Source organism: Dolichospermum heterosporum TAC447, assembly GCF_024584745.1.
Taxonomy (GTDB): Bacteria; Cyanobacteriota; Cyanobacteriia; order Cyanobacteriales; family Nostocaceae; genus Dolichospermum; species Dolichospermum heterosporum.
Map to the genome: position 1 here is coordinate 5,122,456 of NZ_CP099464.1, position 17,690 is coordinate 5,140,145.

The following is a 17,690-nucleotide window of genomic DNA, read 5'->3' on the forward strand; positions in this document are numbered from 1 at the left end:
ATAATATTTATAAACTTTCACCAAAATATACAGTTATGGCGATCGCTATTTCCTAGAGTCTAAAATTAGATTACAATAGTTTGTATATACCTAGCAAAAATTGACTATAACTCACTATGACTATCAATCTAACACCAAAACAAGAAGACTTTATTCAAACAAAACTGCAAACAGGAAAATACCAATCGGTAGAACAACTGATGGAAATTGCTTTCCATTTACTAGATGAGTATGATCGGAATGAGACAGAATGGGTTAAGAAAGTGCGAGAAAAAATTGATGCAGCAATTTCAATTTCTGAACACACACCACCTATTGATGGAGAAACATTTGTTAATCAAATTTTAGATCGTTTTCAGCAACAAAGACAGGTGCAAAAATGAATCGTTATGTTATTAATATTCTCGCTAGTTATGACCTGAATGAAATTGCTGAATACTTCTCACAAAAAAACTTAGAAGCAGGTGAAAAATTTTTTCAGGAGTTTAACCGCAAATGTACACAATTAGTTTCCTTTCCTAATAGTGGTAAAAGCTACTCAGAAATCAACCCTGATTTACGCGGATTATCCCTTGAAGGATATATAATTTTTTATCGAGTATTGGATGATGGAGTTGAAATTTTACGAGTGGTAAGTGGTCGTCGTGATCTTTCATCTATGTTTGATGATTCTCAATAAAATTAACAGGTATCCCTGTCATAATATCTTTTCTGTCAGAATCAGGTGGTTATCGTGCTTTGTAATCGTAGTCAGGAGTAAATTGAATTTGTCCACTTAAATCAAGTAAATTCCGTTTTTTACGAACGCGAATTAGTTCTTGTAATGCTAGATGAATTAATTCTTTTTTGGTTCGCACGTTAGTTAAACGAAATGCTTCTTCTACTAATCCGTCGTCAAGTTCAATATTGGTTCGCATGATCTTTAAGTAAATTATGTGTATGAATATGTGTATTATACATTATTTTGTCAGAATCAGGATAACCAGGATTAGAGGATGTACAGGATGTAATTTTTTTATTGTTTAGGAAAAATGGCAATTTTTGGATGATAGATAATATCCTGTGATTGTAATTATCATTTTTCAATATTCACAGACAATTCATCAATCACAATTTGTCAGAATCAGGATAACCAGGATTTGAGGATTTTCAGGATGTTGTTGTTTGATTGTCTATGAGAAGTACAGATTTTAGGATGTTAGATAATAAATTATCCGTTAAATTATTTGTTGTTATTTGTTGACTGTTGGTGTAACTATATTTTATAATATCTCAATATTCACAGACAATTCATCAATAACAATCCTGTACATCCTAAAATCCTGGACATCCTGATTCAGACAATTACAATTTCAGCATCCCACCAATAACCTACAAATAACAATCATGTAAATCCATGAACACACCTAATACCCCAAATAAAAAATTAGACGAAATCACATACATAATAAATGGCTGTGCAATGAAAATACACCGAACTTTGGGAAATGGTTTTCAGGAAGTTATTTATCAAAGATGTATGGAAATTGAACTCAAAAAATCAGGTTTAGGTTTTGGAAGAGAGGTAGAACAAGTAATTTATTATGAGGAATTGAAGTAGGAACAAGAAGGGCGGATTTTATAGTTGAAAATCAGGTTGTGGTGGAGTTGAAAGCGATAATTAATTTAGAAGATGTTCATTTAGCGCAAGCGAAAAATTATTTGGTAGCTTATAATTTTCCTGTGGGTTTATTGATTAATTTTGGTGCGTTAAAGTTGGAATATAAGAAGGTTTTTAATTCTAGATATCAGGGTTAATTTGTCAGAATCAGGATTTCCAGGATTAGAGGATATTCAGGATGTTGTTGTTTATTTGAAGTGGGGATTTTGAGCTTTTTTTGTCTGAATCAGGATAACCAGGATTGGAGGATGTACAGGATGTAATTTTTTTATTGTTTAGGAAAAATGGCAATTTTTGGATGATAGATAATATCCTGTGATTGTAATTATCATTTTTCAATATTCACAGACAATTCATAAATAACAATCTGTCTGAATCAGGATAACCAGGATTGGAGGATGTACAGGATGTAATTTTTTTATTGTTTAGGAAAAATGGCAATTTTTGGATGATAGATAATATCCTGTAATTGTAATTATCATTTTTCAATATTCACAGACAATTCCTCAATAACAATCTGTCAGAATCAGGATAACCAGGATTGGAGGATGTACAGGATGTAATTTTTTTATTGTTTAGGAAAAATGGCGATTTTTGGATGATAGATAATATCCTGTGATTGTAATTATCATTTTTCAATATTCACAGACAATTCATCAATAACAATCTGTCAGAATCAGGATAACCAGGATTGGAGGATGTACAGGATGTAATTTTTTTATTGTTTAGGAAAAATGGCAATTTTTGGATGATAGATAATATCCTGTGATTGTAATTATCATTTTTCAATATTCACAGACAATTCATCAATAACAATCCGTCTGAATCAGGATAACCAGGATTGGAGGATGTACAGGATGTAATTTTTTTATTGTTTAGGAAAAATGGCAATTTTTGGATGATAGATAATATCCTGTGATTGTAATTATCATTTTTCAATATTCACAGACAATTCATCAATAACAATCCGTCTGAATCAGGATAACCAGGATTGGAGGATGTACAGGATGTAATTTTTTTATTGTTTAGGAAAAATGGCAATTTTTGGATGATAGATAATATCCTGTGATTGTAATTATCATTTTTCAATATTCACAGACAATTCATCAATCACAATTTGTCTGAATCAGGATAACCAGGATTGGAGGATGTACAGGATGTAATTTTTTTATTGTTTAGGAAAAATGGCGGTTTTTGGATGATAGATAATATCCTGTGATTGTAATTATCATTTTTCAATATTCACAGACAATTCATCAATCACAATTTGTCTGAATCAGGATAACCAGGATTGGAGGATGTACAGGATGTAATTTTTTTATTGTTTAGGAAAAATGGCAATTTTTGGATGATAGATAATATCCTGTGATTGTAATTATCATTTTTCAATATTCACAGACAATTCATCAATAACAATCCGTCTGAATCAGGATAACCAGGATTGGAGGATGTACAGGATGTAATTTTTTTATTGTTTAGGAAAAATGGCAATTTTTGGATGATAGATAATATCCTGTGATTGTAATTATCATTTTTCAATATTCACAGACAATTCATCAATAACAATCCGTCTGAATCAGGATAACCAGGATTGGAGAATGTACAGGATGTAATTTTTTTATTGTTTAGGAAAAATGGCAATTTTTGGATGATAGATAATATCCTGTGATTGTAATTATCATTTTTCAATATTCACAGACAATTCATCAATAACAATCCGTCTGAATCAGGATAACCAGGATTGGAGAATGTACAGGATGTAATTTTTTTATTGTTTAGGAAAAATGGCAATTTTTGGATGATAGATAATATCCTGTGATTGTAATTATCATTTTTCAATATTCACAGACAATTCATCAATAACAATCCGTCTGAATCAGGATAACCAGGATTGGAGGATGTACAGGATGTAATTTTTTTATTGTTTAGGAAAAATGGCGATTTTTGGATGATAGATAATATCCTGTGATTGTAATTATCATTTTTCAATATTCACAGACAATTCATCAATAACAATCTGTCAGAATCAGGATAACCAGGATTAGAGGATGTACAGGATGTAATTTTTTTATTGTTTAGGAAAAATGGCAATTTTTGGATGATAGATAATATCCTGTGATTGTAATTATCATTTTTCAATATTCACAGACAATTCATCAATAACAATCTGTCAGAATCAGGATAACCAGGATTGGAGGATGTACAGGATGTAATTTTTTTATTGTTTAGGAAAAATGGCGATTTTTGGATGATAGATAATATCCTGTAATTGTAATTATCATTTTTCAATATTCACAGACAATTCCTCAATAACAATTTGTCTGAATCAGGATAACCAGGATTGGAGGATGTACAGGATGTAATTTTTTTATTGTTTAGGAAAAATGGCAATTTTTGGATAATAGATAATATCCTGTGATTGTAATTATCATTTTTCAATATTCACAGACAATTCATCAATAACAATTTGTCTGAATCAGGATAACCAGGATTGGAGGATGTACAGGATGTAATTTTTTTATTGTTTAGGAAAAATGGCAATTTTTGGATAATAGATAATATCCTGTGATTGTAATTATCATTTTTCAATATTCACAGACAATTCATCAATAACAATTTGTCTGAATCAGGATAACCAGGATTGGAGGATGTACAGGATGTAATTTTTTTATTGTTTAGGAAAAATGGCAATTTTTGGATAATAGATAATATCCTGTGATTGTAATTATCATTTTTCAATATTCACAGACAATTCATCAATAACAATTTGTCTGAATCAGGATAACCAGGATTGGAGGATGTACAGGATGTAATTTTTTTATTGTTTAGGAAAAATGGCAATTTTTGGATGATAGATAATATCCTGTAATTGTAATTATCATTTTTCAATATTCACAGACAATTCCTCAATAACAATCTGTCAGAATCAGGATAACCAGGATTGGAGGATGTACAGGATGTAATTTTTTTATTGTTTAGGAAAAATGGCGATTTTTGGATGATAGATAATATCCTGTGATTGTAATTATCATTTTTCAATATTCACAGACAATTCATCAATAACAATCTGTCAGAATCAGGATAACCAGGATTAGAGGATGTACAGGATGTAATTTTTTTATTGTTTAGGAAAAATGGCAATTTTTGGATGATAGATAATATCCTGTAATTGTAATTATCATTTTTCAATATTCACAGACAATTCCTCAATAACAATCCTGTAAATCCTAAAATCCTGGACATCCTGATTCTGACAATTACAATTTCAGCATCCCACCAATACTTTCCGTGACTTGTACGTAAGGACTAAGAGTAAAAAGATTCAAGTAAAATAATTATAAATTAAATACTTGCTTTTAAATTCGCATTTTGCTAAGATTATTTTACAGCCTTTTTAAGGCCTTTTAATTAATTCACTTAGAACTAATGTAAGAGGTAAGTATGATTTTGATTATAAAATGTAGAGGAAAACCATACATATATGCGGATTATTTCAGAAACCAAACTTAAAAAAGCTTGTGAAAAACACTCTGATGCCGAATCTAGCATACAAGCCTGGAAGAAGCTTGTAAAGGAGCAAGACTGGAAGAGTTTTAGTGAAATAAAAGCTAGTTCCGTTTTTGCACCTGACTTAGTTAAAAACTTTGTTATTTTTGACATTGGAGGAAATAAGTATCGGTTAATAACTTGTATTAACTATAAAACCAAAGTCATATATATCCGTGAATTTCTTACTCATGCAGAATATGATAGAGATAAATGGAAAGATGATGAATGGTTTAATAGCTAATACTAATTAGGATTGATAAATTAGGTAAAACTAAGATTGGTATTATTCAATCTTAGTCCTAATATTTTTAGTCCTAATATTTAAGCAAATAATACCATAATGAACAAATGTTGAATCATCACAGCAGCTATACACAATTACTTGTATCTTTCCCCCCACGTTCTATAAAGAATGAAGAAGATTTAGAAAAAATTCAAGCAGTTGTTGATAATCTACTTGACAAGGGGGAACTAACAGAGGAAGAAGAAGACTATTTGGATTTACTGGGAATTTTAATTTATGAATATGAGGAAAAACAAAATCTGATTCCAGATATCTATGGAGTAGAACTTTTAAAAGTTTTAATCGCGGAATTAAATCTGAAACAAAAAGATTTAGTTCCTATTTTTAAAACCGAGTCAATTGTTTCCGATGTACTTAAAAAGAAGCGTAAATTAACAGTTGAACATATTGAAAAGCTGGCAAAGTTTTTTAATGTTTCAGCCGCTGTATTCTTTCCAAAAAATCCATCAGAAAGAGATTTTTTAGAAGTAGCATAACGCACTATTTCAATAACAAAATCAAAATCGCGCGTTACATTTCATTAACGCACCCTACAATTAACTGTCTCTATCTGAATCAGGATAACCAGGATTAGAGGATGTACAGGATATAATTTTTTTATTGTTTAGAAAAATGGCAATTTTTGGATGATAGATAATATCCTGTGATTGTAATTATCATTTTTCAATATTCACAGACAATTCATCAATAACAATCCGTCTGAATCAGGATAACCAGGATTGGAGGATGTACAGGATGTAATTTTTTTATTGTTTAGGAAAAATGGCAATTTTTGGATGATAGATAATATCCTGTGATTGTAATTATCATTTTTCAATATTCACAGACAATTCATCAATCACAATCTGTCTGAATCAGGATAACCAGGATTGGAGGATGTACAGGATGTAATTTTTTTATTGTTTAGGAAAAATGGCGATTTTTGGATGATAGATAATATCCTGTGATTGTAATTATCATTTTTCAATATTCACAGACAATTCATCAATCACAATCTGTCTGAATCAGGATAACCAGGATTGGAGGATGTACAGGATGTAATTTTTTTATTGTTTAGGAAAAATGGCAATTTTTGGATGATAGATAATATCCTGTAATTGTAATTATCATTTTTCAATATTCACAGACAATTCCTCAATAACAATCCTGTAAATCCTAAAATCCTGGACATCCTGATTCAGACAATTACAATTTCATCATCCCACTAATAGCTTACAAATAACAATCCTGAAAATCCGTTAATCCTGGATATCCTGATTCTGACAAAAAATATGAATCAGATATTTTCATTATGTTGGGTTGCGTTCCTTAATCTAAGCTAGAAGATGAGCGATTCCTAAGCAGTATCGCACTAAAACTGAGTTTTTGTGTACCTTGTTTATGCTTTTACAGTGTTATTACTTAACAAATAGCATATAACTTCTTGTTAAAATCAGTAAATATATTGCTTTTAAAATATACAGTTGAATATTAATATATTAGAATAATTACTCTGTTGCAATAGATTGAGGACTATGCTACATATCAAAATCGTTCGTTCTTTTTTGACAGTGATTCTTACCTGTGTGATAATTTTAAACAGTTTTGTTAGTCCAGCTTTTGCTAATTGTGATCCAGGCATTGAACTAAGCAACACAAAGGTAATACAATCTGTTGGAGAGACTGGTATCGCTGTTGGTGCTGCTATCGGTACAGCTACAGGGTTAACTGTTGCTGCAACTTCGGGAGCAGGAATCGCTTCAGGTCTAGCTGCTGCTGGTGGTATAGTAGGTGGTGGGATGGCCGCCGGACCTGCTGTGTTCGCTGGAGGTCCGGCTTATGCTGGAGCAAAAATACTTAACGAAACTTTGTTTAAAGAAGAACCTGGTTTGTCTGATAAAGAATGTAATGCTCGTTCAGCAGCAAGAACCGCTACAAATATTGGGGCTGCGGCTGGTGTAGCTGGTGCTGGTGCTGTAACGGTAGTGGCTGGTGCTTCTGGTGCTGCAATTATGAGTACCCTTGCAGGTATTGGTGGTGTTGTAGGTGGAGGTGCGATTGCTGGTACTGCTATAGTTGCTGCTGCGCCTGTAGTTGCTGCTGGTGCTATTGGATACGGAATCTACAAACTTTTTGGCGGCGGTAAAGAATAGTCTGTAGTCCGTAGGGTGCGTTAGCGTCAGCGTAACGCACCTTATTCACAATCAAAATAGTGCGTTACATTTCAATAATGCACCCTACAATTAACTAACTTAATCTAAGCTAGAAGATGAGCGATCGCACTTTGCCCATACAAGTGTATAATCATCATGTTTATAAATCATGACCTTTTAATGATATTCAAATTTGGAGTTAGAAATATGACTGATTCTCAGGAAGTAAGCGAAGCATTGGATCGTAACGAATTTCTAGTAACAGAACTCTTGAAATATATAGACAAACTACCAAACATTTTGGGAATGAAAAGCGATATTCACGAAAAATTAGAAAATTTACGTTCTGTAATGCAAGGAATACGTCCACCACGAGTTATGGTAATTGGTCGTGCTAGAAGTGGTAAATCATCCCTAATTAATGCCATTTGTGGTTTAAAAGTTGCAGAAGTCAGCGATACAGAACCAGAAACAGGCAAGGCTGAATGGAAAAATTACTACCATGAAGGTAGTGATTTGCTTCACATCCTGGACACAAGAGGATTACAAGAGGCTCAAGAACCAAGGCAATATGATTCAGCAGAAACACCTTATGACAGTATAATGCAAGCTGTTAAAAAAAAATGTCCAGATGTTATTCTCTTTTTGTGTAAGGCTACAGAGGTTCATAGTGCTAGTGGAAAAGACCTTGATGAGTGTGAATTAGTGGTTAAAGAAATTAACAAGCAGTATCAGCGTAAATTGCCTATTATTGGAGTTCTTACGAAGTGCGATGAATTATCTCCTCCGAGAGTGCCTTTGCCAACTGAAAATGAAAGAAAAAACCGTAATGTTGAGGAACAAGTTAAAAGTTTTTTCGCTTTTTTAAAAGAAAGATCCGAATTACGAGATCATGTAAAAAATGTTGTTCCGACTGTTGCGTATGCTGAATATGAAGATGGTAAAAATGGTTTGATTCTATCTGATCAAGATTATCGGTGGAATATTACAGAATTAGTGGAAACAATGATTAAGTATACGCCAAGGGAGACACGCGGATCTTTGTCCCGAATGGCTCATATTACAGAGTTTCAATTGAGTGTCGCTAGAACAGTTGTTACAGCCTGTACTGTTTTATCTGGTTTTGTTTCTGCTAACCCAATTCCAGGTGCAGCAATACCAATAGTCTTCGGTATTCAAGCTTTTATGGTGATGTATATTGGCTGGCTTAGTGGCAGAGAATTTTCCGTACAAACGCTACAAACGCTACAAACGCGCAAAGACCTTTTTGTAACAGGAGGAGTAACTGTAGGTGCAAATGCTGGATTTGTGAGTATGGCTGATATTGCTTTAAAATTTCTACCTGGTTATGGTAGTGTGTTGGCTGCGAGTGCTGGAGTGATCGCCACACAAGGTTTAGGAGATACAGCGATCGCATATTTTCTCAACAATGGCAAAAGTGATTAAAAATATCAGCCCGTAGGGTGCGTTAATGAAATGTAACGCACCCTACAATTAATTAACTATAAGCCTCCATCGGTAAACAAGAACAAACAAAATTCCTATCCCCAAAAGCAGCATCTATTCTCCCCACACTTGGCCAGAACTTATATTCCTTATTCCAAGGTGCAGGATAAGCAGCTTGTTCACGGGAATAGGGATGATTCCACTCACCAACAATCAAACTTTCCGCAGTGTGAGGGGCATTTTTCAAAAGATTATCGTGAATATCCATTTTACCAGATTCAATTGCCGCAACTTCCTCACGAATGGCAATCAAAGCATCACAAAATCTATCTAATTCCTGTTTAGATTCACTTTCCGTTGGTTCAACCATAATTGTCCCAGCAACAGGCCAAGAAACAGTAGGTGCATGAAAACCATAATCCATTAACCGCTTCGCAACATCATCAATTTCAATCTGCGCGGATTTCTTCAAACTTCGCAAATCTAAAATACATTCATGTGCCACCAAACCATTTTTTCCCTGATACAAAACCGGATAATATGATTCCAATTTCTTAGCCATGTAATTAGCATTCAAAATCGCAATTTTGGTTGCTTCCGTCAACCCATCTGCACCCATCATGATAATATACATCCAAGAAATCACTAGGATACTTGCACTACCCCAAGGTGCAGCAGAAACAGCACCACTTGATTTTGGATTTTGGATTTTGGATTTTGGATTATTTTCCTGTATTGTCGTCACAAAATGTCCTGGTAAAAACGGGACAAGGTGGGAAGCGACACCAATGGGACCCATACCGGGACCACCACCACCATGAGGAATACAGAAAGTTTTGTGTAAGTTCAAATGACAGACATCTGCACCAATATCACCAGGACGACAAATACCTACTTGGGCATTCATATTAGCTCCGTCCATGTAAACTTGTCCACCGTGAGAATGAATTACACCACAAATTTCTTGAATTGCTTCTTCAAATACTCCATGAGTTGATGGATATGTCACCATTAAAGCTGATAATTCATGACTATGTTTTTCAGCTTTGGCTTTTAGATCTTCAACATCAATATTACCGTGATCATCACAAGCAACTCCCACTACTTTCATTCCACACATTACCGCACTCGCGGGATTTGTACCATGTGCAGATTGGGGAATTAAACAAACGTTTCTGTGTCCTTCTCCCCGACTTTGATGATATTCATGAATTACCAAAAGTCCCGCATATTCACCTTGAGAACCTGCATTTGGTTGTAAGGAAATTCCCGCAAAACCTGTAATTTCTGATAACCATGCTTCTAGTTGTTGGAAGAGGATTTGATAACCTCTAGTTTGGGAAATTGGCGCAAAAGGATGGATTTTACCAAATTCTGCCCAAGTGACGGGAATCATTTCCGAAGTTGCGTTTAACTTCATGGTACAAGAACCCAAGGGAATCATTGAGGTGGTTAATGATAAATCCTTGCTTTCTAGTTGATGTAAATAACGTAATAACTCAGTTTCAGAATGGTAACGGTTAAAAACTGGATGGGTAAGATATTTACTTTGACGTGATAATTGAGAATTGGTAATTGGTAATTCTTCCACAGTAAAAGGTAGTTGATCTTTGAGTGCGAAAATTTGCCAAATATCAATTAAATCTGTTTCTGTTGTAGTTTCATCTAAGGAAATACCAACTGTGGAATTATCAAAAATTCTCAAGTTGATATTTCTCTCATGTGCAGCGTCGAGAATTGCTTCTAATTTGGTATTTCCTAATTCTACCCGCAAGGTATCAAAGAAGTTTTCCGAACTGATTTTATAACCTAACTTTTGCAATCCTGCGGCTAAAGTTGCGGTAAGTTCATGGATATTTTGGGCGATCGCTCTGAGTCCATCGGGTCCATGATAAACTGCATACATACTCGCCATCACTGCCAATAAAACCTGTGCCGTGCAAATATTACTGGTGGCCTTATCTCTGCGGATGTGTTGTTCACGGGTTTGCAAAGCTAAACGGTATGCAGGTTTACCATAAATATCTTTTGATACCCCTACAATACGCCCTGGAACGAGCCGTTTATACTCTTCCTTCGTGGCAAAATAAGCAGCGTGTGGTCCCCCAAATCCCAAGGGAATACCGAAGCGTTGGGTGCTGCCTACAGCAATATCAGCCCCTAATTCACCGGGGGGTGTGAGTAATGTTAAACTTAAAGGATCTGCGGCTATTGTCACCAATGCACCCTGAGCATGGGACTGTGTGATAAAATGGCGATAGTCGTAAATTGTCCCGTCAGTTGCGGGATATTGCAGAACTGCACCAAAGATAGTTTCGGTAAAATCAAAGGTTTGATGATCACCGATAATGATGTTTATGCCTAAAGGTTTGGCGCGTGTTTGCAAAACATCAATGGTTTGAGGATGACATTCACTAGAAACAAAATAGCTATGGGATGTATTTTTGCACACACCATAACTCATGGTCATCGCTTCTGCGGCTGCTGTCCCTTCGTCAAGCAAAGAGGCGTTAGCAATTTCTAAACCCGTTAAGTCAATAATCATGGTTTGGAAATTTAATAACGCTTCCAAACGTCCTTGGGCAATTTCTGGCTGATAAGGGGTGTAAGCTGTATACCAACCGGGATTTTCTAAGATGTTGCGTTGAATGACGGTAGGGGTAATACAGTCATAATATCCCATGCCGATAAATGAGCGATAAACCTGATTTTTATCAGCTATTTGCTTTAATTTTGCCAGTGCTGCAAATTCGCTTTGTGCTGCTGGTAGGTTTAGGGTTTGATGAAACCGGATTGCCTGTGGTACTGTTTTATCAATTAGATCATCAAGGCTGGAAAGACCTAATAAATCTAGCATTTGCTGAACATCATCGGGTTTTGGTGCAATGTGTCTTTGTGCAAAGTTGCCTAATTTTTGACTAGTGTGAGGTTGAGTGCGCGGGGGATTAGCTACCACAAGTTGTTCTCCAAAGGTTTCTGTATTAATATATTGTAATGATCACTTTTGGATATTAGGGTTTTTTCTATAGCAATTCTATGTGAGTTGTAAATAGGGTTTTTTAACTAACCACAGAGGCACAGAGGTCACAGAGGTGGAGAATGAAGAGATTTATGCCTATGGCAAGTTTGTGGGTTTACGTTTTATTTAGTTTGGTAATGTTTCCATTTTTGCTGTAGTCGCTTTCTTTTTTCGGGTGTTAAGGTGTGGAAACAGTGAGGACAGGAAATACTTTTTTCATATTCTGGGGAAGTTTTATCTTTTTCGGAAATGGGATATCCACAAGCAAAGCATAATTCTTGATTTCCTGTTTCTAAGTTATGACTAACTGTGATTCTTTCATCAAAAATAAAACATTCTCCTTCCCATAAACTTTCTGTTTGGGGAACTTCTTCTAGATATTTGAGAATGCCTCCTTTGAGGTGATAAATTTCTTCAAAACCTTGAGAAAGTAGATAAGATGAGGCTTTTTCGCAACGAATTCCTCCAGTACAAAACATTGCTACTTTTTTATGCTTTTTGGGGTCAAGATGTTTTTGTACATATTCGGGAAAATCTCGAAATATCTGAGTTTGCGGATTTTCTGCTCCTTTGAAAGTCCCAATGGTGACTTCATAATCATTGCGGGTATCAATGACTGTGACTTCTGGGTTAGAAATTAAATCATTCCAGTCTTCGGGTTTGACATAAGTTCCTACTTTTTCCGCCGGGTTTACTTCTGGTAAGCCTAAAGTGACAATTTCTGGCTTTAAGCGGATTTTTAACCGCTCAAATGGGGGAATTTCTGTGTAGGATTCTTTATGTTCTAAATCTGCAAACCGTGAATCATTGCGAAGAAAGGCTAGAACTGTGTCAATTTGCTGACGAGAACCGGCAATTGTGCCGTTAATTCCTTCCTGTGCTAGTAAGATAGTTCCTTTGATTCCTTGTGACTGACAAAGGGATAATAAGGCTGCTTGTAGTTCTCTACAATCAGGGAGATTCACGAATTTATATAGTGCAGCAACAACTGTCTGATTTTCTTGGTTCATGGTCTTGGCAAATTAATAATAATAGTTTATGATGACTTAGTTATGTAAGATCAGCCCTTTTTACATAAAAAACACGCTTGGGGGTTTAGCTCAGTTGGTAGAGCGCCTGCTTTGCAAGCAGGATGTCAGCGGTTCGAGTCCGCTAACCTCCATTAATTTACGAAATACGTCTCACGCAAAGGCGCAAAGAATAAAAGCCGCATTTAAATTCAGCAAACCCTAATTATGTTTAAATACTAAGGAAAGGTTATTTGCTGGCATGGGGTAAGTTTGGTGCAATATCAGATTTTGGGCTTCAGCAGCTTTAACTACATCTTCTAGGTTACGCACTCCCCAGTCTGGATTTTGCGCTTGCAAAGACTCATCAAACGCAGCGTTACTGGGTGCGGTATGTTCACCATTTTGTTTATAGGGACCATATAAGTAGAGAATACCACCTGATGGCAGAATCCGTCCAGCCCCTGCCATTAGTCCTAAACAGGCTGACCAAGGGGAAATATGAATCATGTTAATATTGACAATAGCAGAAATAGGAGGCTCTGGTAATGGTTTTGTTTCTACTGGCCATATTGGTGAACTGGCATCTAAATCTAGGGGTGGTTGCAGGGCTTTACAAGGAAAAAATTCAGCCCAGGCTCTAATACTAGCACGCAGTTCTGGGTTAGGATCTGAAGGTAGCCATTGCCGAGGTGCGAGGTGATAGGAGAAAAATGTAGCGTGTTCACCTGTGCCACTGGCTATTTCTAAAATAGTCCCATGTTGAGGCAATATTTGTAAAAGCAATTCTAGAATGGGTTCGCGGTTGCGCTGGGTTGCGGGGGCAAATCTTCGCTGGTCTGCGGGTGTGTTCATATTGGGTGAGCATTCACTATCATAATGAAATTAGCAGCGATCGCTCAATTTTAGCTTTTTTTTGCCACACTAGGAGAACAATTTGCCTAAGTCTATTCATTCTACCCAACCTCCCCTAAAATTTATTCCTCAACGTCATAATCCCTTCGTTGTTAAAGTCGTGTCTTGGTTTTTGCCTTTGATTTTGCGGGTAAGAACTAGACCTTGGCTACCTGCGGGTATTGTCAATATTGAAGCTAAAAACGCCGAAGTTTTAGCTAAATTATACCACGAATTTCAAGCAGGTAAAGTCCGATTTTTAATTGCTTTCCGTCACCCAGAGGTGGAAGATCCTCTATCTATGTTATACCTACTATCACGGATTGTCCCCCAGGCAGCCAGGGAAAAAGGTATTAGTCTCAAATACCCTGTTCACAGTCATTTTATGTATGAACGAGGAATGACTTTATGGGCAGGAAAGTGGTTAGGATGGTTATTTTCTAGACTTGGTGGTGTACCAATTCGTCGGGGAAAACGCGTAGACAGAAACGCTATCCAAATGGCCAGGGAATTATTTGCCAATGCCGAAATGCCGATTGCGATCGCTCCTGAAGGTGGTACAAATGGACATAGTAGTATAGTCAGTCCTTTAGAACCGGGTGTGGCACAGTTAGGTTTTTGGTGTGTGGAAGATTTAAAAAAGGCTAACCGCGAAGAACAGGTTTTTATTATTCCTATTGGCATTAAATATAGTTATGTTAATCCCCCTTGGCAAAAAATAGATTGGCTTTTATCTAAATTGGAAGCTGATAGCGGTTTACCTGGGACGGAACTTAGTACAAATGGAAAGGAACGGGAAGGAATTTTATATCAGCGGGTTTTACGTTTAGCTGAATATCTAATTTCGGAAATGGAGGAATTTTATCGCCGTTTCTATCATCAGGATTTTCCAGAAATTATCAGTTCAGAAGTTCCTATAAATGAATTGTTAACTACTAGATTAAACCGTTTGATGGACACTGCTTTGAAAATTACGGAAAAGTATTTTAATATCCAGCCTCAAGGTAATTTTATTGATAGATGTCGCCGTTTAGAGGATGCTGGTTGGAATTATATTTATCGAGATGATATTGCCGATATTCCAAGTTTACCACCTTTTAAACGGGGTCTAGCTGATTGGGTAGCTGAAGAAGCCGATTTGAAAATGCAGCACATGAGAATTGCTGAAAGTTTTGTGGCGGTTACTGCTGATTATATTCTCCAAAAACCCACACCAGAAAGATTTGCAGAAACGCTTTTATTAATGTTTGATATGTTGTCTCGCATTCAGAATTCTACTTTACCAGGAAGACCGCGTTTAGGTTGGAAACAAGCTATGATTTTTGTTGGTGAACCGATTAATGTGAATACAAGATGGGAAAATTGTCAAGGGAATAAACAAGCTTTGCGAAAGGGTGTAAGTGAGTTGACGCAGGATTTACAAGTGATGTTGGAAGGGTTAATTCAGGACTAAGTTCACACTCCAGACGCAGAGGCGCGAAGAGGTTTTGTAATAGTTTCATCTATCGGCGAAACTATTCAAAATATCTTCAGGTAAAGGAACATCAAAATATTTTGAGATGACCTCATCTACTTTATTATACTTGCTGAGAGCGATCGCCAAAAAACCAGAAACCCCGATATTGGTAAATTGAAGGATGAAAATAGAAAATATGTCCACGCAAACTAACCACAGCTTTAAGTAGTGAGACAGAATTAATTACACAATGTCATTGCGTTAGCGCAGCGTGGCGTTAGCCGTATGGAACGAAGTGAAATGAAGCAATTCCAAGGGTTGTGATTGCTTCCCTTCCCTCGCAATGACTGTCAATATTTTTGTTCAGTTACTTACTATGTGAATTTAACCGGATTTGATATGACCTGTTCCTTTTTTTTGGTGATAATAGAAATTGCGAATCTGTGGAGATATAGAAGAAAATGACTAAGTTACGGGTGGGTTTACTGTTTGGTGGACGTTCTGGAGAACATGAGGTTTCAATAATTTCAGCCGGGGCGATCACTCATGCCCTCACTTTAGAAGAAAATGCTAAAGAATACGAAGTTTTACCTTTCTACATTCAAAAGAATGGCAGTTGGCAAGCAGGAGTTACTGCACAACAGGTTTTAGCATCTGGTGTTCCCCATGAAATCCCCTCCATAACCCCTAATTTATGGCAATTTCCCCCAGAAACTCAAGAAGTTGATCTTTGGTTTCCCGTGCTTCATGGTCCTAATGGCGAAGATGGTACAATTCAAGGTTTACTAACTTTGATGCAAGTTCCCTTTGTGGGTTCTGGAGTCTTGGGTTCAGCCATAGGAATGGATAAAATTGCCATGAAAATGGCTTTTGCCCAAGCGGGATTACCTCAAGTAAAATATATTGCTGTCAGCAGAGAGCAAGTTTGGTCAAATGCTTGTGTATTTCCCAAGCTGTGTGATGAAATTGAAGCCACATTGGGCTATCCCTGCTTTGTCAAACCTGCTAATCTAGGTTCGTCAGTGGGAATTGCCAAAGTGCGATCGCGTCAAGAATTAGAAACAGCTTTAGATAATGCCGCCACCCATGATAGGCGAATTATTGTCGAAGCTGGAGTTGTAGCCAGAGAAGTCGAATGTGCCGTTTTAGGTAACGAAAACCCCAAAGCCTCCGTTGTTGGTGAAATTACCTTTGATAGTGATTTTTACGATTACGAAACCAAATATACCCCTGGGAAAGCCGATTTATTCATTCCCGCAAATTTACCAGATACAGTGGCACAGCAAATTCAAGACATGGCTTTACAAGCCTTTGCGGCTGTTGATGCCGCTGGTTTATCCAGAGTAGACTTTTTCTATGTAGAAGCTACCGGAGAACTTTTTATTAACGAAATTAACACTTTCCCAGGATTTACCTCCACAAGTATGTATCCCCAACTATGGGCTAATACTGGTATACCCTTTGCCCAATTAGTACATCAGTTAATTCAACTAGCGATCGCCAGGCATTCTCCCATTAATTAAGGGGATTAGGGATAGGAGATAGCGGATTAGTTGAAAGGGGAAAATATTTCTTTTTCCTATTGTCATAAATATGATTTATGTGATTAATGTGATGGATAATGAACAAGAGTTAAAAGAAAAGCGAAACACTGGAAGAATTCTAGTAAATCTACTGAAAAAATACCCTGGAATCTGGTTCTTGAGTTTGTTAATAATTCCGATAGGAGTTGTAATTATTGCCTATAATCAACTAATTTATATTGGCTATGTGCCACAGATAAAACAGGCAGAAACTCCATACATCCCCGTACAATCAACCATTTCTACATTTTCCGATACTAGTAATCCCCTACCTCTATGGTTGATCATTGCCGTCATCTTCTGCTGTTCTAGCGGTTCATTTGTAATTTTCTACCTATTACAAAATTCCAAAGAAAGCACAAGAACTAGTCAACGCCATCGCAATAGTCAAAAAAGGCCCTCCCGAAAGCGTTATAAACCCACTAATAGTAAAAATTTGCTCATAATTTCGCCTCCAGAAAAAATCTATCCCCTTCATGCCAATACAGAACTTGTCAAAGACAGACAAGATTCACGATTTCTCTAAAAACCTGGCAATACAAGACTTTTAAGAAAATGCCAACTTGGCAACCAAGTTTTAATTACCTAAGTTACATTGATGCAAGATAAACAACCTCAATTCTGTGGTTATTAACGTTTA

General features: G+C 36.2%; 14 protein-coding genes, 1 tRNA gene and 1 pseudogene. 11 read left to right on the top strand and 5 right to left on the bottom strand.

Annotated elements, in window-relative coordinates; genetic code table 11:
- Positions 1 to 116: 116 nt before the first annotated feature.
- A complete protein-coding gene (locus NG743_RS23355) occupies positions 117 to 383 on the top strand; it encodes a ribbon-helix-helix domain-containing protein (RefSeq protein ID WP_027401608.1) in 267 nt (88 codons plus the stop codon).
- Positions 380 to 679: a type II toxin-antitoxin system RelE/ParE family toxin gene (locus NG743_RS23360; RefSeq protein WP_257120983.1), complete on the top strand. Its 300-nt coding sequence runs from the start codon at positions 380 to 382 to the stop codon at positions 677 to 679. Before NG743_RS23355 ends, NG743_RS23360 begins: the two co-directional genes overlap by 4 nt.
- Before the next feature lie 49 nt (positions 680 to 728).
- On the opposite strand, the gene NG743_RS23365 is transcribed toward NG743_RS23360, so the two are convergent.
- Complete coding sequence (locus tag NG743_RS23365) at positions 729 to 917, bottom strand: type II toxin-antitoxin system VapB family antitoxin (RefSeq protein WP_027401606.1); 189 nt, start codon at positions 915 to 917, stop codon at positions 729 to 731.
- Positions 918 to 1,396: 479 nt separating this feature from the next.
- Here NG743_RS23365 and NG743_RS23370 point away from each other — a divergent pair.
- The 5 genes and pseudogenes from NG743_RS23370 (at position 1,397) to NG743_RS23390 (ending at position 9,091) form a co-directional block, all read left to right on the top strand.
- A pseudogene (locus NG743_RS23370) lies at positions 1,397 to 1,797 on the top strand (GxxExxY protein).
- 3,344 nt (positions 1,798 to 5,141) lie between these two features.
- Positions 5,142 to 5,450: a type II toxin-antitoxin system HigB family toxin gene (locus NG743_RS23375; RefSeq protein WP_257120984.1), complete on the top strand. Its 309-nt coding sequence runs from the start codon at positions 5,142 to 5,144 to the stop codon at positions 5,448 to 5,450.
- A gap of 107 nt (positions 5,451 to 5,557) precedes the next feature.
- Entirely contained in the window at positions 5,558 to 5,989 is a 432-nt protein-coding gene (locus NG743_RS23380; protein ID WP_257120985.1) for a helix-turn-helix domain-containing protein, read from the top strand.
- 1,038 nt (positions 5,990 to 7,027) lie between these two features.
- On the top strand, positions 7,028 to 7,645 hold the full coding sequence (locus NG743_RS23385; RefSeq protein WP_257120986.1) for a hypothetical protein: 618 nt from the start codon (positions 7,028 to 7,030) through the stop codon (positions 7,643 to 7,645).
- Between the two features lie 207 nt (positions 7,646 to 7,852).
- Positions 7,853 to 9,091 (top strand): GTPase, encoded by a 1,239-nt coding sequence (locus NG743_RS23390; protein ID WP_257120987.1) that lies wholly within the window; start codon positions 7,853 to 7,855, stop codon positions 9,089 to 9,091.
- Between the two features lie 52 nt (positions 9,092 to 9,143).
- Here the strand turns inward: NG743_RS23390 and gcvP are convergent, their stop codons facing one another.
- On the bottom strand, positions 9,144 to 12,047 hold the full coding sequence (gene gcvP / locus NG743_RS23395; protein ID WP_257120988.1) for an aminomethyl-transferring glycine dehydrogenase: 2,904 nt from the start codon (positions 12,045 to 12,047) through the stop codon (positions 9,144 to 9,146).
- Positions 12,048 to 12,232: 185 nt separating this feature from the next.
- Positions 12,233 to 13,120, bottom strand: coding sequence for an oxygen-dependent tRNA uridine(34) hydroxylase TrhO (gene trhO, locus NG743_RS23400; RefSeq protein WP_027401603.1), 888 nt, complete (start codon positions 13,118 to 13,120; stop codon positions 12,233 to 12,235).
- Between the two features lie 79 nt (positions 13,121 to 13,199).
- Between trhO and NG743_RS23405 the strand changes: the two genes are divergently transcribed.
- Positions 13,200 to 13,272 (top strand) — tRNA-Ala (locus NG743_RS23405).
- Between the two features lie 67 nt (positions 13,273 to 13,339).
- Here NG743_RS23405 and NG743_RS23410 read toward each other — a convergent pair.
- The gene (locus tag NG743_RS23410) at positions 13,340 to 13,972 is read right to left on the bottom strand and encodes a DUF938 domain-containing protein (protein WP_027401602.1); all 633 of its coding nucleotides are present in this window, start codon (positions 13,970 to 13,972) and stop codon (positions 13,340 to 13,342) included.
- A gap of 82 nt (positions 13,973 to 14,054) precedes the next feature.
- Here NG743_RS23410 and NG743_RS23415 point away from each other — a divergent pair, with 82 nt between their 5' ends.
- Positions 14,055 to 15,464, top strand: coding sequence for a lysophospholipid acyltransferase family protein (locus tag NG743_RS23415; RefSeq protein WP_027401601.1), 1,410 nt, complete (start codon positions 14,055 to 14,057; stop codon positions 15,462 to 15,464).
- Between the two features lie 45 nt (positions 15,465 to 15,509).
- On the opposite strand, the gene NG743_RS23420 is transcribed toward NG743_RS23415, so the two are convergent.
- Positions 15,510 to 15,671 (bottom strand): hypothetical protein, encoded by a 162-nt coding sequence (locus NG743_RS23420; RefSeq protein ID WP_160170607.1) that lies wholly within the window; start codon positions 15,669 to 15,671, stop codon positions 15,510 to 15,512.
- 257 nt (positions 15,672 to 15,928) lie between these two features.
- Here NG743_RS23420 and NG743_RS23425 point away from each other — a divergent pair, with 257 nt between their 5' ends.
- Both NG743_RS23425 and NG743_RS23430 read left to right on the top strand, forming a co-directional pair.
- Complete coding sequence (locus NG743_RS23425) at positions 15,929 to 16,990, top strand: D-alanine--D-alanine ligase family protein (protein ID WP_257120989.1); 1,062 nt, start codon at positions 15,929 to 15,931, stop codon at positions 16,988 to 16,990.
- Positions 16,991 to 17,060: 70 nt separating this feature from the next.
- Positions 17,061 to 17,576 (top strand): hypothetical protein, encoded by a 516-nt coding sequence (locus tag NG743_RS23430; RefSeq protein WP_051424250.1) that lies wholly within the window; start codon positions 17,061 to 17,063, stop codon positions 17,574 to 17,576.
- Positions 17,577 to 17,690: the final 114 nt, after the last annotated feature.

Coding starts and splice junctions, on each gene's coding strand:
- NG743_RS23355 (WP_027401608.1), top strand. CDS start 117: ATGACTATCAATCTAACACCAAAACAAGAAGACTTTATTCAAACAAAA.
- NG743_RS23360 (WP_257120983.1), top strand. CDS start 380: ATGAATCGTTATGTTATTAATATTCTCGCTAGTTATGACCTGAATGAA.
- NG743_RS23365 (WP_027401606.1), bottom strand. CDS start 917: ATGCGAACCAATATTGAACTTGACGACGGATTAGTAGAAGAAGCATTT.
- NG743_RS23375 (WP_257120984.1), top strand. CDS start 5,142: ATGCGGATTATTTCAGAAACCAAACTTAAAAAAGCTTGTGAAAAACAC.
- NG743_RS23380 (WP_257120985.1), top strand. CDS start 5,558: ATGTTGAATCATCACAGCAGCTATACACAATTACTTGTATCTTTCCCC.
- NG743_RS23385 (WP_257120986.1), top strand. CDS start 7,028: ATGCTACATATCAAAATCGTTCGTTCTTTTTTGACAGTGATTCTTACC.
- NG743_RS23390 (WP_257120987.1), top strand. CDS start 7,853: ATGACTGATTCTCAGGAAGTAAGCGAAGCATTGGATCGTAACGAATTT.
- trhO (WP_027401603.1), bottom strand. CDS start 13,120: ATGAACCAAGAAAATCAGACAGTTGTTGCTGCACTATATAAATTCGTG.
- NG743_RS23410 (WP_027401602.1), bottom strand. CDS start 13,972: ATGAACACACCCGCAGACCAGCGAAGATTTGCCCCCGCAACCCAGCGC.
- NG743_RS23425 (WP_257120989.1), top strand. CDS start 15,929: ATGACTAAGTTACGGGTGGGTTTACTGTTTGGTGGACGTTCTGGAGAA.
- NG743_RS23430 (WP_051424250.1), top strand. CDS start 17,061: ATGATTTATGTGATTAATGTGATGGATAATGAACAAGAGTTAAAAGAA.